Consider the following 22052-nt stretch of genomic DNA (forward strand, 5'->3'; position numbering starts at 1 on the left):
TCATTCTGGAGGGGCGTCGTCGTGCGGGCCAGACTCGGCGGGGAACAGGATCGGGCTGAGGAGATATCGGGATCGTCCCGGTTCCGACGTGTTGGCCAGGTGGGGGACGATCGCGGCGCGGAGGTCGGCGAGGAGTGCCGTCAGTTCGCCGGGGTTCAGCCAGACGGCGTGCTGCCGGTAGCCGAGCGGGTCGGACGACGGGTCGGAGTCGTCGCGGTCGAGGTAGGCGTCGAACTCGGCGGCCAGGGCGGCGAGCGCGGCGGTGAACGCGGCGCGGTGGTCGTCCGGGGACAGGGCCGCGGCCTCGGCGGGGTCGACCGAGGCGCGGTCGCGGCCGAGCCGGTAGCGGCGTTCGACCGCGCCGCGGACGCGCCGTTCGCCCGCGACCTCCAGGACTCCCGCGGCGGCGAGCACGTCGACGTGGCGGTAGACGGTGGCCTTGGAGACGTCCGTGATCAGCTCGGCGAGGCGCGAGGTCGGCAGGACGCGGCCGCCGCGCAACGCGTGCACGATCCGCAGTCGGACGGGGTGGGCGAAGAGGTCCAGTGTGCGCACACCATGAATGGTCTCACAGGTGCTACCTTTCGCAAGTATGAGAACGGATGAGTGGACTCCCCCGTCCTACGCCGACCCCGACGCCTTCGAGGAGCATGAGGTCGCGGTCGGCTCGGTCGGCGGGGCGCTGGTGTCGCCGCATACCGGGGGCCGGGCCGGGGTCGTGCTGCTGAGCGGTGGCGGACCGTTCGACCGGGACGGGACGGCCGGGCCGAACAAGCCGCTGAAGGACCTCGCCTGGGGGCTAGCCGGGCGGGGCATCGCCTCGGTGCGGTTCGACAAGCCGTCCGGGCAGGCCGCGACCATGACCGACGAGTACGTGCCGTTCGCCGCGGAGGCCGTCCGACGGTTGCGTGACCTGGTGGAACGTGTGTTCGTCGTCGGACACAGCATGGGCGGCAAGGTCGCGCCGCGCGTCGCGGAGGCCGTCCCGGCGGACGGCCTGGTGCTGCTCGCGGCGGACGCGGAGCCGATGCACCGCGCGGCCGTGCGGGTGACACGGCATCTGGCGTCGCTCGACCCCGCGTACGCGGAGTTCGGCGCGCAGATCGAACGGCAGGTGGCGGCGCTGGACGTGCTGACCCCGGACACGCCGTCCGCCGACCTGCCGTTCGGGCTGCCCGCGTCCTACTGGGCCGACCTGCTCGGCTACGACCCGGTCGCGGCGGCCGGCGCGGCCGGCCTGCCGATGTTCGTCGGGCAGGGCGGACGCGACTACCAGGTGACCCTCGCCGACGACCTCTCCCGCTGGCGCGCCGCGTTCGACGCCCGGCCGGACGTGACGTTCCGGGTCTACGAGGCCGACGACCACATGTTCTTCCCTGGATCCGGGCCGTCCGGCCCCGTCGACCACCTCCGCCCGCAACACGTGGACGAGGAGGTCGTCGTGGACGTCGCGGCCTGGCTGGTCGCGCATTGACGCGGCGGCATCCGGGCCTCCTCGGTCGCGTCCCGGCTGTCGGCCAGGTCACATGGCCAACTTGTTTAAATTTGAACTAGTATGGGGTCATGGTCAGGATGCCAGCGATCTATCTCAGCCACGGCGCCCCGCCGCTCGCCGACGACCCCTTCTGGCCCGGCGAGCTGGCGGCCTGGGCCGCCGACCTGCCGCGCCCCGAGGCCGTCCTCATGGTGTCGGCGCACTGGGAGGACGCGCCGGTCACGGTCGGCGCCACCGCGCCCGTCCCGCTCGTGTACGACTTCTGGGGATTCCCGGAGAAGTACTACCAGGTCACCTACCCCGCGCCCGGCGCGCCGGACCTCGCCGCGAAGGTCCGCGGCCTGCTCGGCCCCTCGGTCCACGAGGCCCCCGAACGCGGCCTCGACCACGGCGCGTACGTCCCGCTCAAGGAGATGTACCCCGACGCCGACGTCCCGGTGCTCCAGATGTCGATGCCGACGCTCGACCCGGCCGAGCTCTACGACCTCGGCCGGCGGCTCGCGCCGCTCCGCGACGAGGGCGTGCTGATCGTCGGCAGCGGCTTCTTCACCCACAACCTGCGCGCGCTCGACCCGTCCGGCCGCGTCGCCACCGCGACCGCCGAGTTCGACGAGTGGGGCCGCCGCGCCCTCGACGCGCACGACGTGGACGCGCTGCTCGACTTCCAGCACAAGGCCCCGGCCTCCGCGTTCGCCCACCCGCGCACCGAGCACTTCGCCCCGCTGTTCGTCACGCTCGGCGCCTCGTCCGGGGACGGCGAGGACGACACCAGCCAGCCCATCGACGGGTACTGGCTCGGCATGGCCAAGCGGTCGGTCCAGTTCGGCTGACCGTCCTCAGCCGTCCAGGCCGTAGACGCGGCGGGCGTTGCCCGCCGCGACCATCCCGGCCAGCCGGGACGCGTCGGAGCCCGTCCAGGAGCCCTCGGCGAGGCCGCCGTCCAGAACCCTGCCGAGGGCTCGCCGGAACAGCAACGCCGCGAGGTGGTAGTACTCGGCGAGCCCGTAGGCGTCGGACGAGTAGAGCACCTTGCCGAACGGCGCCAGCTCGAGCAGCTCCCCCAGCACGACCGACGCCCGGTCGCCGACGCCGTGCAACGCCAGGCCGACGTCCGCGAACACGTTCGGGAACACCTGCGCGAGATACCCGGCACTCCGCTGGAACGGGTAGTTGTGCAGGAGCAGGACGGGCGTGCCCGCCCGCGCGAGCTCCCGCAGCAGGCCCGTGAGCAGCAGCGGATCACCGCGCCGCAGATCGGCGTCGGCGTCCCCGTACCCCACGTGGAACTGGACGGGCAGCCGCAGATCGGACGCGCACCAGATCAGGAACCGGTGCAGCACCGGATCCGCGACACGCGGCCGTCCGGCCCCGGCGGCTCCGCGCAGCAGGCGCTCGGCGGCCTGCGCCACGTCACGGTCGGCCGGGCGTTCGCCCGCCAGGTCCAGCCCGGCACGGTAGGCGGCGATCGACTTCACGCCGACCGCGTTCCGCGTCCGTTCGGCCAGGGCCGTCCGGAACGCGTCGGCGAAACCGTCCGCGCCGCCCTCCCGCGCGGCGACGGATTCGGCGAGCGTCTCCAGGCGGACGATCTCGTGCGCGGACGCGCCCGCGAGGCCGCCCAGTTCGTCCGGAGTGAGCAGCCCGTCCGGGTTGAAGCCGGTGTCGACGCAGAGCGCACCCAATCCCGCGGACGCCAGGAAACGCCGGTTGACCTCGGCGAACCCGAGTTCGGCGCGGCGCGCGAGGTAGTCGTCCGGCGACGCGTGCGGAGCGAGGTCGAGGACGGGCGCGCACCAGCGCCGGACGGCCAGCCCGACACGCGTGTCGAAGAAACCGCCGCCGAGCGGCCCGGGGGCGTCCGCCTCGGTCATCAGGGCCTCGAACCCCGCGCGGCCGAGGTCACGGCGCACCACACCGTGACAGTGGTGGTCGACCAGCGGCGGAATGTCGTCGTGAAGCACCGCGCCTCCCTCGTCATTCGGTCAGCACGACCTTACGATGCGTCATGGCGGCCGAGCGGCACCCGGCATCCGCACCACACGGGCCACCGCACGGACGCCCCGTCCCCGCACCGCGCGGGAGGCGCGCCCCGACGCGCGCACGCAGCGGATACGGGACGGATCCGCCAGGGGGGCACGAGCGATGGGAGCAGTGCGTGGAACCGAACGACAGCGGGGCGGCGCGGCGGGCGTTCCAGCCGCTGGACGGGGACGAGCGCGACCGGATGGCGGCCCACGCGGCACGCCTCGTCCCCGACCTCGAGGGCCTCGCCGGAGTCGCGCTGGGCTGGGTCGACACCAGCGGCATCACCCGCATCAAGACCGTCCCGGTGCCCCGGCTCGAGCACGCCGCGCGGTGGGGCGTGGGCATGGCGCCCTGTTTCGACGTGTTCCTCCTGGACGACTCGATCGTGTCCGGGCAGTACATCGGCGGACCGGTCGGCGACCTGCGGCTGCACCCCGACCTCGACCGGCTCGTCCGGCTCGCGGCGCTGCCCGGATGGGCCTGGGCGCCCGTGACCCGGTACACGCAGGAGGGGACCGTCCACCCGATGGACTCCCGCTCGCTGCTCGCGCGCGAGGTCGAGCGGCTCGCGGACCTCGGCTGGTCGGTCCGCGGCGCGTTCGAGATCGAGTGGTCGCTGTCGGAGGACGACGGAACCGACCACTTCGTCCCGGCCTGCAAGGGCCCCGCCTACGGCATGGCGCGGCTGTCCGAACTGTCCGGCTACCTGCGCGACCTGCTCGAGGCGCTCGCCGAGACCGGCGTCTCGATCGACCAGCTGCACCCCGAGTACGCGCCCGGCCAGTACGAACTGTCCTTCGCCGCCGAGGACCCGGTGGGCGCCGCGGACACCGCCGTCCTCATCCGGGAGACGATCCGCGCCGTGTCGCTCGACCACGGCCTGGTCGCCTCGTTCTCGCCCAAGGTCCTCGCGGACTCGGTCGGCAACGGCGGCCACATCCACCTCAGCCTCTGGCGGGACGACCCGGTGGAGGGCCCGGTCAACATGATGACCGGCGGACACGGCCCGTTCGGGCTGACGGCCGAGGGCGAGGCGTTCGCCGCGGGCATCCTCGGACGGCTGTCCGCGCTGCTCGCGATCGGCGCACCGACCGTCTCCAGCTACCTGCGGCTGATCCCGTCGCACTGGGCGGGCGTGTACGGCTGCTGGGGCCTGGAGAACCGGGAGGCCGCGATGCGCCTGGTCACCGGCGCGATCGGCGACCGCGGGCGGGCCGCCAATATCGAGATCAAGTGTTTCGACGAGGCCGCGAACCCCTACCTGGCGCTCGCCGGGCTGCTCGCCACGGGCCGCGCCGGGCTCGCCGCGAAGGCGTCCCTGCCCGAGCCCATCGCGGTCGACCCGGCCTCGCTGTCGGACACCGACCGCATCCGGCTCGGCATCGAACTGCTCCCCGAGTCGCTGGACGAGGCGGTCGCGGCGTTCGAACGCGACGACGTCCTCGCCGAGGCCCTCGGCCCGGAGGTCATCGACACGGTCGCGACCGTCCGGCGCGGGGAGATCGCGCTGTTCGAGCACGCCTCACCCGAGCAGATCACCGAATCCACCCGCTGGCGCCACTGACCGGCCCTTTCCATCGGCCGGCCTGGGCCGTCCGCTCTCGGTCGCCGGGGTGGACGGCCCGGGCCGGTCGCTCGTCTTCTCCGGGTGGGACGGGCCGTCCGGGCCGACGGGATACCCTCGATGCCAGCCCACAGCCGACACCCGCGACAGGCAGGTCTCCCGCGCCATGAAGATCACCGGATACCGCAGTCACGGCGTCGCCGCCGCGGTCGCGCTGGTGAACGCCGTCACCGACCCGGACGGCGACGGCGGCCCGGACGCGCTGCGCGGCATCCTGCGCGTCCACGGCTTCGTCTGGCAGGACTTCGACCCGGCGACCGCGGGCGAGTACCGCGCGTGGGGACGTGAACTCCGCCCCTTCTTCGAGGCGCCCGATCTGCCCGCGGCCGTCGCCGTCCTCAACACCCTGCTCGAACGGACTCCGACGAACCCGCACCTGTCCGACCACGACGGCCTCGGCCTGCACCTCCACCACGCCCCGCCGTCCGCGCAACTCCCGCTCCGGTTCCGCTCCACGACGCTGATGCACCTCTCCGAGCTCGTCTGCTCCTACGGCGTAGGACGCACCGGGGTCTGCGCCGCGCCCGACTGCGTCCGCGTGTACGCCGACACGTCCCGCGCGGGCCGCCGCCGCTTCTGCTCCGAGACCTGCGCCAACCGCACCAACGTCGCCGCCTACCGGGCCCGCCGCCGCTCCCCCGCCTCCTGACCTCGCCGTTCCGCGTCAGGCGAGCCAGAGGGCGGCGAGCTGCCGGGTCGCCAGCCGGGACGGGACGGCGCGGAGCAGGCTGTCGCGTAGCCAGGCGGTCACGCCGGTCTGGGAGGTCAGCCGCGACTGCCGGGACGCCGCCCGCATGAAGCGGTTGGCGCTGGGCCTGCGATCGGCGTCGTAACGCAGGAGCCGCTCGGCGACGTCCCCCGGTTCCGCGCCCGTCAGGTGGCGGGTCAGCGCGGCGGCGTCCTCGAAGGCCTGGCTGGCGCCCTGGCCGAGGTCGGGCGGCATGGCGTGCGCGGCGTCGCCGAGAAGCGCGATCCTGCCGACCGCGAACGACGGCAGGGGCGCGGCCAGGCGGGCGATCGGGTCGACGTAGATGTCGGCGGCCGGGGTGGCCTCGATCAGCTCGGCGACGAGGGGATGCCAGTCGGCCATCAGGGACAGCACCTGCCGGCGCGCCTCGTCCGCGTCGGGCGGCGGGCCGTCCAGGCGGGAGTCGGTGAACCAGTACAGGCGGTCCTCGCCGACGGGGAACAGGCCGAACATCGCGCCGTTGCGGCGGTCGACCAACTGGCTGACGAGCAGGTCCGATGCCATGCCGGGAGGCCGGGGCAGCATGCCGCGCAGGTCCATCCGTCCGGTTCGCCCGACCCCGGGGTGGTCGGGGAAGAGCCGGCCGCGCAGCCTGCTGCCGATACCGTCGGCCACGATCACGGCGTCCGCCGTCGCGACGGGTTCGCCGTCGCTGACCACGGTCACACCGATGGGACCGGGTTCCAGGCGCTCGACCGGCGTCCCGGTTCGGACCAGGCCGGGAGGCAGCGGGGCGCGGAGCACCCGGTGCAGATCGGCCCGGTCGATCATGGCGGGCGTCCCGACCACCTGCCGCACCTGGACCATGTCGGTGACCAGCAGCGGCCGTCCGAGCCGGTCCCGCAGTCCCCAGAGACCGGCCCGCATGTCATGCCCGCCGATCTCCCCGGCCAGTCCCAGCTCGCCCAGCGCGCGGAGCCCGTTGGGCATGACCACGATTCCGGTGCCCGCTTCCCGCAGCTCGGCGGCCCGTTCGAAGAGCGTCACCTCGTGGCCCGTCCGATGCAGTCCCACCGCTGCCGCGACTCCTCCGAGCCCGGCACCGACCACCACGATCCTCATGAGACCTCCTCGACGACTCATTCACTACGATCGTACTAGTACGGCTATTGGTACCATGGGCCCATGCCGCCCACCAATCAGGCCCGTCGCCGAGCAGTCGCCGACACCGCCATCGCGCTCCTGGCGTCCTCGGGCGTGCACGGCGTGACCCACCGAGCCGTGGAGAGAGAAGCGGGCCTTCCGCCGGGAACGGCCTCGAACTACTTCCGCAGCAGGGAAGCGCTGCTGGTGGCCGCGGCGGAGCGCGTCATCGAGCTGCACCATGGCGACACCGCCCGTGCCGCCGACCAGGCCGCCGGGCAGCCCGCGTCCCTGGTCGACCTGCTGACCGAGTCACTGTTCACGGCGGCGACGACGCTGCGGGACCGCTATCTGGCGATCTTCGAACTGCAGCTGGAGGCCGTCCGCCGTCCGGCGCTCGCCTCGGTACTCGCGAACCTGCAGGACGCCGCGCTCCAGATCACCGCCGAGCAGCACGACAGACTCGGCCTCACCACCCCCCGCGCGACGATCGCCACCCTGATCACGCTCTACCAGGGCGCACTGTTCACGCTGGTCGGCTCCCCGCCGGGGAACGTCAGAAGGGACGCCGTCCAGCACATGGTCCAGGTCATCGTGGACGGCTGCGGCGTACAGGACGACGGTGCCGGCCTTGGGGAGCGTCGGTAGGCGGGCTCGGCTATGGCCGCGATCAGCGCGGGCGCTTTCGCCTTAAGCCCATCGGATCTTCTGGCGGGTGCCACCTGAGCCCTGCGGCGGGCCTCGTCAGGTGGTGACGGCACCATCGTCGAAACCGACGGCGGCGTGGCTGCCGTCACAGAAGGGCTTGTTCTTGGACGCCCCGCACCGGCACAGCGCCATGCGGTTGCGCCCTTCGTAGGGCTCACCCGCGTCGTCCACGACGGGGATCCCGCCGCGCACCCACAGCGGGCCGCTGACACCCTGCGCCGGATCCTCGATCAGCCCGAGGGACAGCGGCAACTCCGGTTCGAGCGCACGCCGCTCGTCGAGCTTCCACGGGACGAGGCGTCCGCCGGGACAGTGCTGCGCCTCCTGCTTCGCGCGCTCTCCCCCGCCGGGCTTCTCGATCAGGTTCCAGACCTGGCCGTCCGCGTCGCAGAACCGTGCGAACGCGCACAGCGGCTCGGCATCGGTGAGCGTGTACTCGGGACCGTCCTGCTCCTGCGCCATCTGGAGGTAGGGAACGCGCGCGGCGGGCCCCTCCTCGGCCTGGAACCCGACGCGCTCGTGCGACCCGTCGCAGTACGGCTTGTGGCCGGACCGGCCGCATCGGCACAGCTCGTAGGTGTCCATGTCGGGGAGGCGTTCACCCTCAATCCACTCGACCGACTGCCCTCGCTCGTCCGTCCCGATCACCTGGCGGCTGAGCGGCGGCCCTCCGGTCACCCGGTAGGGCCCGTTGCGGGTCACCTCGACGCGCGGACCGTCATCGGCCATGCTGTCCCCCTCGATCCTCGCGATCTTCCTCCCCTCGGCCGCATCGCCGAAAACGCGCCAGCCACGCGTCGCGGCCTCGGATCAACCGTCGACCAGCGGGACGGTCAGATCCTCGTCGGCGGCGAGCACGTCGTTCCCGAAGTGCTCGCGGGCCGCCGCCACGGATGCCGCGCGGTCGTTGCCAGGCCAAAAGTGCGTGAGCATCAGCCTGCGGGCCCCTGCTCTCCGTGCCCAGAGCCCGGCCTCCGCGGACGTCATCAGGTTGCGGCAGGAGTGGTCGGTCTCGCCGTCCCGATCGGTGGCCTCGACGATGAACAGGTCGGCGTCCCGGCCCAGCTCGGCGAGCATCGGATCCGGTCCGGTGTCGCCGGTGTAGGCGAGTGTCGTCATGTCGTCTTGGAGGCGGACCCCGGTGTTGGGCACGTAGTGCGGCAGGTCCACGCCGGTCAGCGTGAGCGGCCCGGCCCGGTGGACGCCCGGGAGGGGACGATGGTCGAAGACCGACTCCAACGGGACGTCCGGTTCCAGCGCCTGAAGCCGGACGAGTACGCCTGGCGGAGAGTACAAGGGCACTCGGGGGCAGGGTGCGGGGCCGTAGTACCACGTCCGGAACAGGCCGTGGAGGTCGACGCAATGATCCGGATGCTCGTGCGTGATGACGACCGCGTCCACGACACCGTCCGGCCAGCGCGCGAGCAGCCGGGGCAGCGTGCCGTAGCCGAGATCGAGCACGACGCGGAACCCGTCCCAGTCCACGGCGAAGCCGCTGCACGCCCGCCCCGGTTCCGGAAACGCCCCGCAACTGCCGAGCACGGTGAGCTGTCGCATCCGTCCATGATCCCGTCGGTTCCCGCCCCGGGAGGCCCCCGGGACGCTCAGCCGGACGGCAGCAGCTCGGTGATCGAACGCGTGCCCGCCTGGACGACGGAACCCACCCGCAGCCCGGCCTTCGCGGCCAGCTCGCCCAGCCGCTCGAAGGTCCGCTCCCGTCCGCCGACGAAACAGAGCATGCGCAGGTCGCCTTCGGTGTCGGACACCGCGCTCAGGTCACCGGCGAAATGGTCCACGATCAGGACCTTCCCCGAATCCGACACCGCTTCGGAACAGCGCCGCAGGATGCGGAGGGCCTCCGGGTCGTCCCAGTCGTGCAGGACACCGGAGAGCACGTAACCGCCCGCACCTGCGGGGAGTTCGTCGAAGAAGCTGCCCACCTGCGCATCCGCGCGGTCATTCAGTCCCGCCGCCTCGATGGCCTTCCGGGCTCGGGACACCGGACCCTCCAGATCGACCACCGTGCCCCGCAGTTCCTCGTGACGGCGGAGGATCGCGATCAGCATGCTCGCGTCGCCTCCGCCCACGTCGATGACGTGACCGAGCGTGCCCCAGGGGTAGGCGGTCGCGACGACCGGCGCGTCCGCGACCAGCCTTGACCCCATCAACGCGTCGAACGACGCGCCGCGCTCGGAATGCGCGGACAGGTCCTCCCAGAAGGGCCGTCCGAAGAAATGCTGGAAGGCGGGCTCACCGGTGCGGACGCTATGCAGCATGTCGGCGAAACAGAGCGAGGCGTACCCGATGGCGCCGTCCAGATCCAGCCAGCCCCGCATGCCGGCGGGGTGGTCGTCCCGCAGTTGTTCTCCCAGGGCGGTCAGGCCGTACGTTCCGTCCTCCGAGCGCGTGAGCACGTCGGTGGACACCAGGTGTTGCATCACGCGCTCGAGGGCGTCCGGATCGGCGTCCACGGCCTCGGCCAACGACCGTGCCGTCCTCCTCCCGGCGGCGATGTGATCCGCCAACCGCAGGGTCGCCGCCACCCGCACGGCCATCGGAGTCACCAGATCCGCGGCCGCCCAGATCGTCCCGCTCTCGCCGTTCTCCCCTTCAGCCATTCCCCACCCTTTCGCCGCCGAAGGCCGACACCGTCACCCGCCTTCGGGTCAGCCATACCCACCCCCCGCAGCCGACAGAACCGGCCTCCGAACATCCAACCAGGAATGGCCTTGCCGTCCTCAGATATCGGATTTGTTCTGTTCGAGTGCGTCTTCCGGCATCGGCGGACCGGCCTGATCTCAGCGCCGACGAGGCACCGCAAGGGCACCACCATCAGCCGTGCACGGCCCCGGCCTCGCTGCGGGTCTGGCCACCGCGGCGACCTGGGCGTGCTGTCCCGGCTGCGTGTGGGGCGTCCGGGTTGGTGAGGGGTGGCGTTGCCGCGATCGGACGCCGTGCGGGCGGGGCGTTCGGGATCGCGCGCCAGCCACCATTGGACGCGACGTCAACGATCGGGCCGGCGGCTTCATCGCCGCTGGTGTCGCGTCAGAGCCGGTAGGGCCACACGCTGACGCTGTCAGCTGCGACGCCGAGCTCCACCCAGGTTCGGTCGATGCCGCTCGGAGGAGTGTTGCCGAGATCGAGCAAGATCTGCGCGTCGCCCATCTCCAGCGTCGCGGCCCCATCCTCGGTGAGGTGCAGTCGGCCGCGCAGGACGATGCGGCCGCCGTCCGCCCAGACACCGGGTTCCGCGATCGCCGCCGGGACAACGTTGCGTCCCCACAGAACGTCCTCGTCGACTCCCCACTCGACGTAATGCCGAGCGTCCGCCTCCTCCAGATCCCCCTCCAACCGTGCCGTGACATGACCGAGAGGCGAGTGGACCCGAACGCTCACCGAACCGTCCGCATCAGCGGGCATCGGTTCCAGACGGACAAGCATGACCAGATCATCCACCTTCCCCTCGCCGCGAGGCCATCAGCGAACTCACCGGCTGCCCGGTCCGGTCGAACGCCTTGGAGCGCGGGTCACCACCCGGCAACCCCGAGAAGCGGCTGCTCCGGCCGATCGGCGAGCACTCGGCGACCGGGAATCGCGTCGAGGGCGGCCTCATGCTCGTGGAACCAGCGCGAACCGTGCTGCCACCTGACCGGCCAGGTCGGCGACGGGAGCGCCGCCGTCGATCGTGACGACGTCGAGGCCGTGATCGTCTGCTTGCCTGCGGACCTCCTCGTCCCAGAGAGCATCGCGTCCGAGGCGTTTGGCGAGCGTGGATTCGAGGTCGTTACTCCCCCAGTTGGCGCGTGCACGGACAGGATCCGCGTAGCGTGCGGCGAGTGCCTCGCGCCGGAACCGGGGTGTGGGCAGGAGGAAGACGGCTTGGTCGCGCTGCCGTAGCAGCGGTCCGAGGTGGCCGGGCAGGATCCCGAAGTAGTCGACCACGATGACGCGGTCGGAGGGCATGGCCAGGAGGTCGTCGGCGATGAAGCCGACGGTCTCTCCGTGCAGGCTCGCCATCGTCTGGAACAACTGCCGGGAGGTACGGCCCCGCCACATCTCGCCCGGGGGCGCTCCGCGCATGGCGGCCAGGCGCGGGTGACGCTGCGGCGTGCACCGCGCCAGCCAACCGTGTTCCGCACGGTCACCGTCGTACACCGCGACGTCGTACTGGTCGGCCAGGATCCGGGCCAGCGTGCTCTTACCGGCACCCGTGCCGCCGGCGATCCAGCGCACGTGTGTCAGCCGATCAGCCAGTTCTCCACACGTCTCGGCATCCAATGTCTCGTCCCCCTCCGCCGCCTCGAAATGGCTCGCCTGCACGCACCAAGCAGCCGAGCCCCCGAAACAAGCTTCCCGGCATCAAACAGGCTCGTCGGGCTGGTTCACATTCCACGCACGTGGCAGTGGCGCTTCGCACACAGCGCAGACGTAGAAGTCGTCCTTGACGATGTTGCGCTGGTGGCACGCGGTGCAGCGCCGGAAGACCATCGGATGAGTGAAGGTACCGGGATGGCCCAGGCCCGCGCGTTCCAGCGCCGACTCCACGGCTGGCCAGGATGTGACATCGGGGCAGCAGCCGGTCGACTGGTTGCTGACCTCGCTGACCAGCCAGCGGCCTCCTTCTCTCACGAAGGCGACCTCACCAGCGCTCAGCACGGGCTCGCCTGCGGCACAGGCCACGTGCTCGCTGTGCCGTGAGGCCAGCATCAGGGTTCCGTCCAGCTCGATGACAAAGGTGCAGGGCTCCTCACGCTCGCCGCTCGGCAGCCCACCCAGCCAGGCTTCAAGATCACCGGAGGACGTGATCGCCGCGCCCCGGACCCCGACCCGGACCTGGCCACGAATCTCGGCCGGGCCGACGTAGTCGTAGTGCCACTTCACGCACGGAGCGTGCCACACAACCGCCGATCGACGCACCCACGCAGCACGCAGCGCGGAAGCGCGGGTGGGTCATCAGGTGGGGGTGAGGAGCCGGTGGGTCAGGGCGGTGTGGCGGCGGCCGGCGGAGGTGGTGCGGACGGCGGCGGCCAGGGCGCGGCGTGAGCCGGTGAGGACGACGAGCCGCTTGGCGCGGGTGATGGCGGTGTAGAGGAGGTTGCGCTGGAGCATCATCCAGGAGCTCGTGGTGAGGGGGATGACGACGGCGGGGTACTCGCTGCCCTGGCTTCGGTGGATGGTGATGGCGTAGGCGTGGGTGATCTCGTCGAGTTCGTCGAACGAGTAGTCGATGTCCTCGTCCTCGTCGGTGCGGACGGTGAGGGTGTGGTCTTCGCGGGAGACGGTCGTGACGACGCCGACGGTGCCGTTGAAGACGCCCGCCTCGCCCTTGTCGTAGTTGTTGCGAAGCTGGGTGACCTTGTCGCCGGGGCGGAAGACGCGGCCGCCGAAGCGGCGTTCGGGGACGGTCTCGCGGTGGGGGGTCAGGGCGTCCTGGAGGAGCGCGTTGAGGGAGCCGGCTCCGGCGGGGCCGCGGTGCATGGGGGCGAGGACCTGGATGTCGCGCCGGGCGTCCAGGTCGAACTTGGCGGGGATGCGGTTGACGACGACGTCGACGGTGAGGGCCGCGGTCTCCTCGGAGTCCTCGCAGGGGAACAGGAAGAAGTCGGGGTAGCCGCGGGTGTGCGGGTGGTCGCCGGCGTTGACGCGGTGGGCGTTGACGACGATGCCGGACTGCTGGGCCTGGCGGAAGATCTTGGTGAGGCGGACGCGCGGGATGGCCGCGTCGGCGCCGAGGAGGTCGGCGAGGACCTCTCCGGCGCCGACGGACGGGAGCTGGTCGACGTCGCCGACCAGGAGCAGGTGCGCGCCGGGCGGGACGGCCTTGATCAGCTTGTTGGCGAGGATGAGGTCGACCATCGAGCACTCGTCGACGACGACCAGGTCGGTGTCGAGGGGGTTGTCCTGGTCGAACTTGGCGTCGCCGCCGGGCTGGAGCTGGAGCAGGCGGTGGATGGTGGCGGCCTCGTGTCCGGTGAGCTCGGCGAGGCGTTTGGCGGCGCGGCCGGTCGGCGCGACGAGGGTGATCTTGGCCTTCTTGGCCGCGGCGAGTTCGACGACGGAGCGGACGGTGAAGCTCTTGCCGCAGCCGGGGCCGCCGGTGAGCACGGCGACCTTCTCGGTGAGGGCGAGCCGGACGGCCTGCTCTTGCTCGGGGGCGAGTTCGGTGCCGGTGCGTTCGCGTAGCCAGGTGAGGGCCTTGAGCCAGTCGACGTCGGCGAACGCGGCGAGCCGGTCCTTCGGGACGTTGAGGAGGGTGCGCAGGCCGCGGGCGACGGACCGCTCGGCGCGGTGGAAGGGGACCAGGTAGACGGCGGGGACGTCGTTCACGCGTTCGCGGACGACGCCCTCGTCGCCCGCGAGCTCGTCGAGGGCGGGGACGATGAGGTCGCGGGCGACGCCGAGGATCTTCTCGGCGGCGGTGACGAGGTTGGGCTCGGGCAGGAAGCAGTGGCCCTGGTCGGCGGCCTCGGACAGGGTGTACTGGAGCCCGGCCTTGATGCGCTCGGGGCTGTCGTGCGGGATGCCGACGGCCTGCGCGATGGTGTCGGCGGTCTTGAAGCCGATGCCCCACACATCGGCGGCGAGCCGGTACGGCTCGCGGCGGACGGTGTCGATGGACGTGTCGCCGTACTGCTTGTAGATGCGGACGGCGAGGGAGGTGGAGACGCCGACGCCCTGCAGGAAGACCATGACCTCCTTGATGGCCTTCTGCTCCTGCCAGGCGGCGGCGATGCGCGCGGTACGGCGCTTGCCGAGGCCGCGCACCTCGACGAGCCGTCCGGGCTCCTCCTCGATGACGCGGAGGATGTCGGTGCCGAAGTGGGAGACCATGCGGTCGGCCATCACCGGGCCGATGCCCTTGATCATGCCGGAGCCGAGGTAGCGGCGGATGCCCTGGACGGTCGCGGGCAGCACGGTCGAGTAGGAGTCGGCCTCGAACTGCCGGCCGTACTTGGGGTGGGAGCGCCAGCGGCCGGTCATCCTGATGCTCTCGCCGACCTGGGCGCCGAGGAGGGCGCCGACGACGGTGAGCAGGTCGGCGCCGGACTTCTCGGTGGCGACGCGCGCCACGGTGTACCCGGTGTCGTCGTTGGCATAGGTGATCCGTTCGAGCACCGCCTCGAGGATCACCGGTTTCGGGGGAACTGCCGCCTGGTTCGTCACGGATCCCATCCTCGCGGACCGGCCGCCGCCACCGAAACCGAAACCGGTTCTGGGGATAACCCGCGGGTTCGTCTTGGCCGCATCCGGCGAACGATCTGGATCTTCACGTGATCGCGACGTACGTTCCGGGCGCACACGTACCACGAGTACCGGGAGGTACCACTGGTGTTCCGCTCCCGAACCCTGGCCCTCGCGGTGGGGCTCGCCACCGCCGTTCCGCTCGTCGCCGCCTCTCCGGCCACGGGCCACGCCACCGTCCCCGCCCCCATCCCCGGATTCACGGCCAAGTCCTCGGCCTGGCAGCGCGCGTACGAGAAGGAGTTCAGCGCGATCCCGTCCGCCGCCAACGCGCGGCGTCTCGACGCGGAGCTGGCACAGGAGCCCGCGCTGGCGGGGACCACCGGCGACTGGCATCGGGTCCAGCGCATCGTCCGCGAGCTGCGTTCCTATGGACTGAAGCCGCAGGTGAACACCTACTACACGTACCTGTCGCGGCCTAAGCGCGTCAGCGTGGAGATGACCGCGCCCCAGCGACGCGTCCTGCCGGTCAAGGAGACCAAGCAGCCCTGGCAGAAGTACTTCGACGACATCATCCCCGGCTACAACGGGCTGTCGCCGTCAGGGAACGTGGAAGGCGAGGTCGTTTACGCCAACTACGGTCGTCCCGAGGACTTCGCGCTGCTCGCCAAGAACGGAATCTCACTCAAGGGCAAGATCGCTCTGGTCCGCTACGGACAGGTGTTCCGGGGTGTGAAACCCGCTCAGGCGGCCAAGGCGGGCGCCAAGGCCGTCATCATCTACTCGGATCCCGCCAACGACGGATTCAACCGGGGCACGGTCTACCCGAAGGGGCCGTGGCGCGCGTCCGACGGCATCCAGCGCGGCAGCGTCGCCCAGATGATGTACGCCGCGGGTGACCCGCTCACCCCCGGCTGGGCGTCGACGAAGCACGCGCGCAGGCTGAAGCCGTCGCAGGCGCCGGAGCTCCAGGGACTCATCCCGACCACGCCGATCTCCTACGGCGCCGCCGAGCCGCTCCTGCGCGCGCTCAACGGGGCCCAGGTGCCGAAGGAATGGCAGGGCGGCCTGCCCTTCCCCTACCATTTCGGCCCCGGCGGAACGCGCGTCCACCTGGATCTGCAAAGCGACTTCATCACCACGCCCATCTGGGACGTGACGGTGCGCATCCCCGGGGCGAAGCGTCCTGACCAGGAGGTCGTCCTTGGCGGCCACCACGACGCCTGGGCGTACGGGTCGCTGGACAACCTGTCCGGCACCGAGAACGTGCTGCAGGTGGCCCGTGCACTCGGGAAGCTCCTGAAGCGCGGTTGGCGTCCTGACCGGACGGTCGTCCTAGCGACATGGGACGGCGAGGAGTACGGCATCTACGGCAGTACCGAGTACGCCGAGGAGCACGAGAAGCAGCTCCGTAACGCGGTCGCCTACGTGAACATGGACATGGCGGCCGGTTCGGAGTTCACTCCGGCGTCCACCCCCGCGCTCGACCAGAGCGTCATCGACGCGTCCAAGGAAGTTCCCTGGCCCGGCACCAACGGAACGCTCTACGACGCCTGGAAAGAGCAGAACAAGGGTCAGACGCCCATCGACCGCATTGGCGGCGGCTCCGACTTCCAGCCGTTCTTCCAGCGATTCGGCGTTCCCGCCATGGACCTTGGCGCGACCAGCCCCGGAACGTCCGGGAACTACCACTGCACCTGCGACGACTTCTACTCCACGGAGCACTTCGGTGACCCGACCTGGGAGTACCACGCGGCCATGTCCAAGCTCGCGGGCATCGCGACCCTGCGCCTGGCCAACGCCGACGTCATCGCCATGCACTACCAGCCCTACGCCGCCGAGACCGTCGGCTATCTGAACGACTTCAGCACCGAGCAGCAGCAGAAGCTCGGCAAGGTGGCGGTGGACGTTTCACGTGACGTCCGGCAGGCGCAGGCATGGGAGAAGGCTGCGCAGGCACTCCAGGATCGGGCCGACAAGGCGCTCGCCAAGGGCGACACCGCCGTGTTCCGTTCCCTCAACGACCGTCTCATCCGGGCGGAGCGGGACCTGCTGACGAACGCCGGCCTGCCTGCGCGTCCGTGGTACCGGCACCAGATCTACGCGCCTGGTCTCGACACCGGATACGCCACCCAGCGCCTGCCGGCTCTGCATGACGCCTTGTTCCTGCAGAACAACCCGGCCAGTGCGCGCGTGTACGAGGGGCGCCTGTACGCCAGTCTCCAAGCCGCGACCCGAACTCTCACCCTCTGAGGACGGTCATGAAGCCCCTTCACGCAGCCTCAGGCGCCGTGCTCCTGGGCACGGCCATGCTCTTCACGGCCGTCCCTGCCAGCGCCACCAGTGGACCGTCCATCACCAAGGAGGCGTTCGGGAAGCTCTCCGACGGCACGAGAGTGGACCGGTACACCCTCCGCAACACCCACGGGATGCACGTCCGGATCCTCACCTACGGCGGCATCATCCAGATGCTGGACGTCCCGGACCGTAAAGGCCACGACGCCAACGTCGCCCTCGGCTTCGCCACGCTGAAGGACTACGTCGACAAGAACGGCGGCCCGTACTTCGGCGCCCTCATCGGACGCTACGCGAACCGCGTGGCCAAGGGCCGCTTCACCCTGGACGGAAAGACGTACCAGCTTCCCATCAACAACGGCCCCAACAGCCTGCACGGCGGCATCAAGGGCTTCAACACGAAGGTCTGGAAGGCCACGGTGACCAAGGGCAAGGACACCGTCGCCCTGCACCTCGCCTATGTCAGCAAGAACGGCGAGGAGGGTTACCCGGGGACGCTCACCACGAACGTCACCTACACCCTCGGCGCCAGCGACCGGCTACGGCTGGACTACCGGGCCACGACCGACAAGCCCACGATCGTCAATCTGACGAACCACTCGTATTTCAACCTGGCGGGTGAGGGCACGGGCGACGCCTACGGCCATCGGCTCCAGGTCAACGCGTCCCGCTACACGCCCACCGACGCCACCCAGATCCCCACCGGAAGGCTCGCTCCGGTCAAGGGCACGCCCTTCGACTTCACGCGCCCCCACACCATCGGCGAGCGCATCCGCGACAACGATCCGCAGCTCCTCATCGGCCATGGCTACGACCACAACTTCGTCCTGAACCAGCGCCGCCCAGGGGAGCTCACGCTCGCCGCCACGGTCACCGAGCCCCGCACCGGGCGCGTCCTGCGCCTCAGCACCACGCAGCCGGGCGTCCAGCTGTACACGGCCAACTTCCTGGACGGCTCTCTCGTCGGCACCAGTGGCCACGCCTACCGCCAGGGTGACGCGCTGGCCCTGGAGACCCAGCACTTCCCTGACTCCCCCAACCACCCGGCCTTCCCCTCGACCGTCCTGCGGCCGGGGCAGACCTTCACCTCGACGACCACGTACGCCTTCTCCACGACCGGCTGACGCTGCTCTTCGCATGAGCGCGTGAGCGGAACGGTGTGCCCGAACACCTTTGGGTGTTCGGGCACACGCGTGTGCGCGAGCCGATGAACGCTTATCGGGCGCGGGCCGGCGTTTGACCGTCGGCAAGGATGAGAGGGCCGGTTTCGGTGATCAGGGCCGTGATGAGGCGGGCCGGGGTCACATCGAAGGCCGGATTGTGGGCCCGGGCGCCTTCCGGGGTGACCGAGGCGGGGCCGTTGGCCAGGATCTCAGCAGGTGAGCGTTGCTCGATGGGGATGTGCTCGCCGTCCGGAGTGGAGAGGTCGATGGTGCTCCAGGGGGCGGCGACCAGGAACGGGATGCCGGCGGCGGCGCACGCCAGGGCCACGGCCAGGGTTCCGACCTTGTTGGCGGTGTCGCCGTTCGCGGCTATGCGATCGGCTCCGACGATCGCGGCGTCCACGTGGCCTCGAAGGATGGTCCCGGCAGCGGCACTGTCGGGTTGGACGTAGTAGGGGATGCCCAGCTGGTGGAGTTCCCAGGCGGTCAGGCGGGAGCCCTGTAGGAGGGGGCGCGTTTCGTTCGCATAGACGGTATCGATGAGGTTTCGGGTATGGAGCTCCCGGACGACGCCCAGAGCCGTGCCCCAGCCCGCCGTTGCGAGGGCTCCAGCGTTGCAGTGGGTGAGGAGCCGGAGGGGTTTGGCTCCCAGGCGGGTGCTCAGCCAGTCCGCTCCGTGGCGCCCTATCGCGTGGTTCCCCTGGACGTCCTCGTCCAGAACGGCCAGGGCTTCCGCAAGGACGGCGTCGGTGCCCTTCTCGGCCAGGGAACGGACTCGGTCCACTCCGGCCGCCAGGTTGACCGCTGTGGGACGGGCCTCCCGGATCCGCGTTATGGCGGCGTCCAAGGTGGCGGCGTCCCAGCCTTCCCGCTCCCCCTGGCGCAGGGCCACGACGACGCCCAGGGCCCCGGCCACGCCCAGGGCGGGCGCTCCGCGGACGACAAGTCGCTTGATCGCGTCGACCAGGTCGTCGACGTCGGTGATGTCCCGGTACTCCACGCGCGCGGGCAGGAGCGTCTGGTCGAGGAGACGCAGTGAGTCACCGGTCCACTCGATGGGGGCGATATCTGGCGTCATAGGTTCATTTTCTCGCACGCCTGTGGGATGCGACACGTTCACGGCTTCCGCATCGTGCCGAGCAGTAGCGGCGGGGTGCGCCACGGCCGGTCATGACGAAGGGCCTTCCGCAGGAAGCGGACGCGCACAGTCCGCCTGGGAGAGCCCTCCGTTCGGCCAGGAGAACGGCCAGGGCGAGCGCGGAGGAGGCCGCGAACCACTCGGCCCAGGACGCGTCGTCGTCGCGATCCGCGTGCAGGTGCCAGAACGTGCCGTCGTGGGCGCTCAGCCTTGGCGGCGCGGCGGTCTCGGCCAGGAGGTCGTTGATGAGGCGGGCGGCCGTGTCGACGTCCGGAGCCCCGAAGATCTCCCAGAGGCGGTCGGCGACCGGACGCAGGGCGGCGACGTCGGCGTCGGTGACGTCCGGTCTGGCCGGCTCCCCGTGCGCGTGCAAGAGGGACGCGACCGCCGAGGCGTCCGCCTCGTCCACGCGAAGTGCGCCGGTCAGGGCGGCGGCCCGTTCGGCGGCGTCCGATGGCCGGTTGATCACCACGTCCTCCTTGTGTTACGTCTTTTACATGATAAGCCGTTACGGAGGTGCGGCGGCCTACTTCGCCGGTGCGCTCGGCGCACGGACGGCCGACGAGATGTCGGCTCCCGCGTTGTTGCTGCTCGGGATGGCCGTGCTGGGGTCCGAGCGTCCGGCCTCGCTGCTGTTCGCCGCGTTGACCGTGGCGTCCGCCATAGGCGGGCCGCTGCTGGGCGCCCTGATGGATCGCGCGGCCCGTCCCGGCCTGTTCCTGGCTCTTGCCCTGGGCGGCTATGCCGCCGGGCTGGCCTTGGTGACGGCCGTTCTGGGACACCTGGGGACGGCCCTGGCGGTGGCCGTCCTCACCGGGCTTCTCGCACCGGCACTGTCAGGGGCCTGGACCGCACGCCTTGTCGACGTCCTGCCTGAGCGGCACCTGGGGCGCGGCCATTCACTTGATGCGGCGACCTACAACGTGGCCGCGCTGGCCGGTCCTGCCGCGGCGGGCCTCATCGCAGGGGTTGATCCCTACTGGGCCATGGCGGCGACCATCGTTTTGCTGCTTCTGGCCGTTCCGGCCGCGTTGGCGCTTCCGCCTCAGAAGCCGCGTGCGTCCGCCGCCTTCACCGCCGACCTCAAAGCGGGCTTCGCGGCCATCGTGCGCGCGCCCGGGTTGCGGCGGGTCACGGCGGCTTCCATGGTCGCGTTCGTCGGCACGGGGATGCTGATCGTGTCGTGTCCTCCGCTGGGCGAGCGCCACCTCGGCGGGGCCGGGCACGGCGGACTGCTGCTGTCCTTGCTGGCGGCGGGGGCGATGGTCACTACCGCTGTGACGGCACGGTGGCCACCCCAGCGCAGGCCGGAAACCGTGTTCGCCGGTGCTGCCGTGTGCGTCGCCCTGGGGCTGGCCGTTCTGGCCGTCGCGCCGAATGCGGCCGTCCTGGTCGTCGCCGCGGTTCTTACGGGGGCGGGTGAGGGGCCACAGCTGGCGGCGGTGTTCGACATCAGGCACCGAGAGGCACCGGACCGGGTGCGCGGGCAGGTGTTCACCACGGGGGCGAGCCTCAAAATCACCGCCGGTGCTGTGGGCGCGACACTGGCGGGCGCCTTGCCCCTGACCCTGGCCCTCGTTCTGGCCGCCGCCACTCAGCTCTTGGCGGCGGCCCTGCTGATCAGGTCAGGGCGCGCACGGGCGCGCCCGCGAGGAACGCCTCGATATCCTCGACGGCCTCGGCGAAGTAGCCCCGATAGTTGTCCTCTGTGACGTAGCCGAGGTGGGGCGTGGCGAGGAGGTTCGGCAGCGTCCGGTACTCGTGGTGCGCCGGGAGCGGCTCGATGTCGTAGACGTCCACCCCCGCGCCTGCGATCTGGCCTTCGCGGAGCGCGTCGGCGAGCGCGTCCTGGTCCACGATGGACGCGCGGGACGTGTTGATCAGGAAGGCCGTCGGGCGCATCCGCTTCAGTTCGGCCGCGCCGATCAGGCCGCGTGTGCGGTCGCCCGGTTTCACATGGACGGTCACGAAGTCGCTGCTCTCCAGCAGCTCGTCCAGGGTGGCGAGGTGGCGTACCCCGGCCTCGGCGGCCCGTTCGGGGGTGAGGCTGCGGCTCCAGGCGGCCACGTCCATGCCGAACGCGGCGCCGACCCTCGCCACCCGGGAACCGATCCGGCCGAGCCCGACCACGCCGAGTCGCCGTCCGTGGAGGTCGGTCCCGAGGGTCTGCTGCCAGGGGCCGCCGGAGCGCAGGGACGCGTTCTCGGGCACCACATGACGCGCCAGGCCGAGCAGGAGGGCCCAGGTCAGCTCGACGGTGGGGTGGGTGGCGCTGGCCGTCCCGCAGACGGTCACGCCGTGCCGCGCGGCCGCCTCGAGGTCGATCGAGGCGTTCCGCATGCCACTGGTGATCAGGAGGCGCAGGTTCGGGAGCCGCGCGAGCAGTTCCTCCTGGAAGGGGGTGCGCTCTCGCATCGCCACGACGATCTCGTAGTCGCCGAGCTCCTCGGCGAGCCGCTCAGGGTCGGGCTCGTGCGCGCGCAGGAACCGGACGTCGACCCGCGACGCGATCCGCGACCAGTGGGCCAGAGACTCCGCAACGCCCTGGAAATCGTCGATGACGGCACATTTGATCTTCATTGCCTCCACTG

The 22052-nt window shown here is 71.1% G+C and carries 21 protein-coding genes; 8 read left to right on the top strand and 13 right to left on the bottom strand.

What is annotated here, in order from left to right:
* On the bottom strand, positions 1-555 hold the full coding sequence (locus tag EBO15_RS17580; protein ID WP_122195481.1) for a helix-turn-helix domain-containing protein: 555 nt from the start codon (positions 553-555) through the stop codon (positions 1-3).
* Positions 556-592: 37 nt separating this feature from the next.
* Between EBO15_RS17580 and EBO15_RS17585 the strand changes: the two genes are divergently transcribed.
* Both EBO15_RS17585 and EBO15_RS17590 read left to right on the top strand, forming a co-directional pair.
* Positions 593-1474: an alpha/beta hydrolase family protein gene (locus EBO15_RS17585; RefSeq protein ID WP_122195482.1), complete on the top strand. Its 882-nt coding sequence runs from the start codon at positions 593-595 to the stop codon at positions 1472-1474.
* 89 nt (positions 1475-1563) lie between these two features.
* Entirely contained in the window at positions 1564-2325 is a 762-nt protein-coding gene (locus tag EBO15_RS17590; RefSeq protein WP_233616262.1) for a dioxygenase family protein, read from the top strand.
* 6 nt (positions 2326-2331) lie between these two features.
* Here EBO15_RS17590 and EBO15_RS17595 read toward each other — a convergent pair whose 3' ends face one another.
* Positions 2332-3456, bottom strand: coding sequence for an amidohydrolase family protein (locus EBO15_RS17595; RefSeq protein WP_233616263.1), 1125 nt, complete (start codon positions 3454-3456; stop codon positions 2332-2334).
* A 194-nt stretch (positions 3457-3650) separates the two neighbouring features.
* Here EBO15_RS17595 and EBO15_RS17600 point away from each other — a divergent pair, with 194 nt between their 5' ends.
* Positions 3651-5084, top strand: a complete 1434-nt coding sequence (locus EBO15_RS17600) for a glutamine synthetase family protein (protein WP_199744613.1) — start codon at positions 3651-3653, stop codon at positions 5082-5084.
* Between the two features lie 166 nt (positions 5085-5250).
* The gene (locus EBO15_RS17605; RefSeq protein WP_122195483.1) at positions 5251-5793 is read left to right on the top strand and encodes a CGNR zinc finger domain-containing protein; all 543 of its coding nucleotides are present in this window, start codon (positions 5251-5253) and stop codon (positions 5791-5793) included.
* 15 nt (positions 5794-5808) lie between these two features.
* Here the strand turns inward: EBO15_RS17605 and EBO15_RS17610 are convergent, their stop codons facing one another.
* Positions 5809-6954: an FAD-dependent monooxygenase gene (locus tag EBO15_RS17610; protein ID WP_158628263.1), complete on the bottom strand. Its 1146-nt coding sequence runs from the start codon at positions 6952-6954 to the stop codon at positions 5809-5811.
* A 63-nt stretch (positions 6955-7017) separates the two neighbouring features.
* Here EBO15_RS17610 and EBO15_RS17615 point away from each other — a divergent pair, with 63 nt between their 5' ends.
* Positions 7018-7623, top strand: coding sequence for a TetR/AcrR family transcriptional regulator (locus tag EBO15_RS17615; protein WP_122195485.1), 606 nt, complete (start codon positions 7018-7020; stop codon positions 7621-7623).
* Between the two features lie 96 nt (positions 7624-7719).
* Here EBO15_RS17615 and EBO15_RS17620 read toward each other — a convergent pair whose 3' ends face one another.
* The 7 genes from EBO15_RS17620 to recD2 form a co-directional block, all read right to left on the bottom strand.
* Complete coding sequence (locus EBO15_RS17620) at positions 7720-8412, bottom strand: CDGSH iron-sulfur domain-containing protein (RefSeq protein ID WP_122195486.1); 693 nt, start codon at positions 8410-8412, stop codon at positions 7720-7722.
* 81 nt (positions 8413-8493) lie between these two features.
* Positions 8494-9240: an MBL fold metallo-hydrolase gene (locus EBO15_RS17625; protein ID WP_122195487.1), complete on the bottom strand. Its 747-nt coding sequence runs from the start codon at positions 9238-9240 to the stop codon at positions 8494-8496.
* 47 nt (positions 9241-9287) lie between these two features.
* Complete coding sequence (locus EBO15_RS17630; protein ID WP_122195488.1) at positions 9288-10301, bottom strand: methyltransferase; 1014 nt, start codon at positions 10299-10301, stop codon at positions 9288-9290.
* Positions 10302-10728: 427 nt separating this feature from the next.
* Positions 10729-11139 carry a hypothetical protein gene (locus EBO15_RS17635; protein WP_147481535.1) on the bottom strand — a complete coding sequence of 137 codons (411 nt, stop codon included), beginning with the start codon at positions 11137-11139 and terminating at the stop codon, positions 10729-10731.
* Between the two features lie 153 nt (positions 11140-11292).
* Positions 11293-11916: an ATP-binding protein gene (locus EBO15_RS17640; protein WP_122195490.1), complete on the bottom strand. Its 624-nt coding sequence runs from the start codon at positions 11914-11916 to the stop codon at positions 11293-11295.
* A gap of 126 nt (positions 11917-12042) precedes the next feature.
* The gene (locus tag EBO15_RS17645; RefSeq protein ID WP_233616264.1) at positions 12043-12564 is read right to left on the bottom strand and encodes a hypothetical protein; all 522 of its coding nucleotides are present in this window, start codon (positions 12562-12564) and stop codon (positions 12043-12045) included.
* 72 nt (positions 12565-12636) lie between these two features.
* Positions 12637-14847: an SF1B family DNA helicase RecD2 gene (gene recD2 / locus EBO15_RS17650; protein WP_233616265.1), complete on the bottom strand. Its 2211-nt coding sequence runs from the start codon at positions 14845-14847 to the stop codon at positions 12637-12639.
* Positions 14848-15012: 165 nt separating this feature from the next.
* Here recD2 and EBO15_RS17655 point away from each other — a divergent pair, with 165 nt between their 5' ends.
* Positions 15013-17118, top strand: a complete 2106-nt coding sequence (locus tag EBO15_RS17655) for a M28 family peptidase (RefSeq protein ID WP_122195493.1) — start codon at positions 15013-15015, stop codon at positions 17116-17118.
* Between the two features lie 38 nt (positions 17119-17156).
* Positions 17157-18284, top strand: a complete 1128-nt coding sequence (locus tag EBO15_RS17660) for an aldose epimerase family protein (protein WP_233616266.1) — start codon at positions 17157-17159, stop codon at positions 18282-18284.
* A gap of 91 nt (positions 18285-18375) precedes the next feature.
* Here the strand turns inward: EBO15_RS17660 and mtnA are convergent, their stop codons facing one another.
* Positions 18376-19401 (bottom strand): S-methyl-5-thioribose-1-phosphate isomerase, encoded by a 1026-nt coding sequence (gene mtnA, locus EBO15_RS17665; RefSeq protein WP_122195495.1) that lies wholly within the window; start codon positions 19399-19401, stop codon positions 18376-18378.
* 4 nt (positions 19402-19405) lie between these two features.
* Positions 19406-19930 (bottom strand): CGNR zinc finger domain-containing protein, encoded by a 525-nt coding sequence (locus EBO15_RS17670; protein ID WP_233616267.1) that lies wholly within the window; start codon positions 19928-19930, stop codon positions 19406-19408.
* Here EBO15_RS17670 and EBO15_RS17675 point away from each other — a divergent pair.
* On the top strand, positions 19923-21173 hold the full coding sequence (locus EBO15_RS17675; RefSeq protein WP_233616268.1) for an MFS transporter: 1251 nt from the start codon (positions 19923-19925) through the stop codon (positions 21171-21173). The genes EBO15_RS17670 and EBO15_RS17675 overlap by 8 nt on opposite strands.
* Here the strand turns inward: EBO15_RS17675 and EBO15_RS17680 are convergent.
* Positions 21082-22041, bottom strand: coding sequence for a D-2-hydroxyacid dehydrogenase family protein (locus EBO15_RS17680; RefSeq protein WP_122195497.1), 960 nt, complete (start codon positions 22039-22041; stop codon positions 21082-21084). The two genes, EBO15_RS17675 and EBO15_RS17680, sit on opposite strands and share 92 nt — an antisense overlap.
* Positions 22042-22052 lie beyond the last annotated feature (11 nt).

Origin of the sequence: Actinomadura harenae, from assembly GCF_003696215.1 — a bacterium.
Lineage (GTDB): Bacteria > Actinomycetota > Actinomycetes > Streptosporangiales > Streptosporangiaceae > Spirillospora > Spirillospora harenae.

Excerpts from the sequence above, each read along its gene's own strand:
- EBO15_RS17585 (WP_122195482.1), top strand. The coding sequence starts at position 593 with ATGAGAACGGATGAGTGGACTCCCCCGTCCTACGCCGACCCCGACGCC.
- EBO15_RS17590 (WP_233616262.1), top strand. The coding sequence starts at position 1,564 with ATGGTCAGGATGCCAGCGATCTATCTCAGCCACGGCGCCCCGCCGCTC.
- EBO15_RS17605 (WP_122195483.1), top strand. The coding sequence starts at position 5,251 with ATGAAGATCACCGGATACCGCAGTCACGGCGTCGCCGCCGCGGTCGCG.
- EBO15_RS17610 (WP_158628263.1), bottom strand. The coding sequence starts at position 6,954 with ATGAGGATCGTGGTGGTCGGTGCCGGGCTCGGAGGAGTCGCGGCAGCG.
- EBO15_RS17615 (WP_122195485.1), top strand. The coding sequence starts at position 7,018 with ATGCCGCCCACCAATCAGGCCCGTCGCCGAGCAGTCGCCGACACCGCC.
- EBO15_RS17620 (WP_122195486.1), bottom strand. The coding sequence starts at position 8,412 with ATGGCCGATGACGGTCCGCGCGTCGAGGTGACCCGCAACGGGCCCTAC.
- EBO15_RS17625 (WP_122195487.1), bottom strand. The coding sequence starts at position 9,240 with ATGCGACAGCTCACCGTGCTCGGCAGTTGCGGGGCGTTTCCGGAACCG.
- EBO15_RS17630 (WP_122195488.1), bottom strand. The coding sequence starts at position 10,301 with ATGGCTGAAGGGGAGAACGGCGAGAGCGGGACGATCTGGGCGGCCGCG.
- mtnA (WP_122195495.1), bottom strand. The coding sequence starts at position 19,401 with ATGACGCCAGATATCGCCCCCATCGAGTGGACCGGTGACTCACTGCGT.
- EBO15_RS17680 (WP_122195497.1), bottom strand. The coding sequence starts at position 22,041 with ATGAAGATCAAATGTGCCGTCATCGACGATTTCCAGGGCGTTGCGGAG.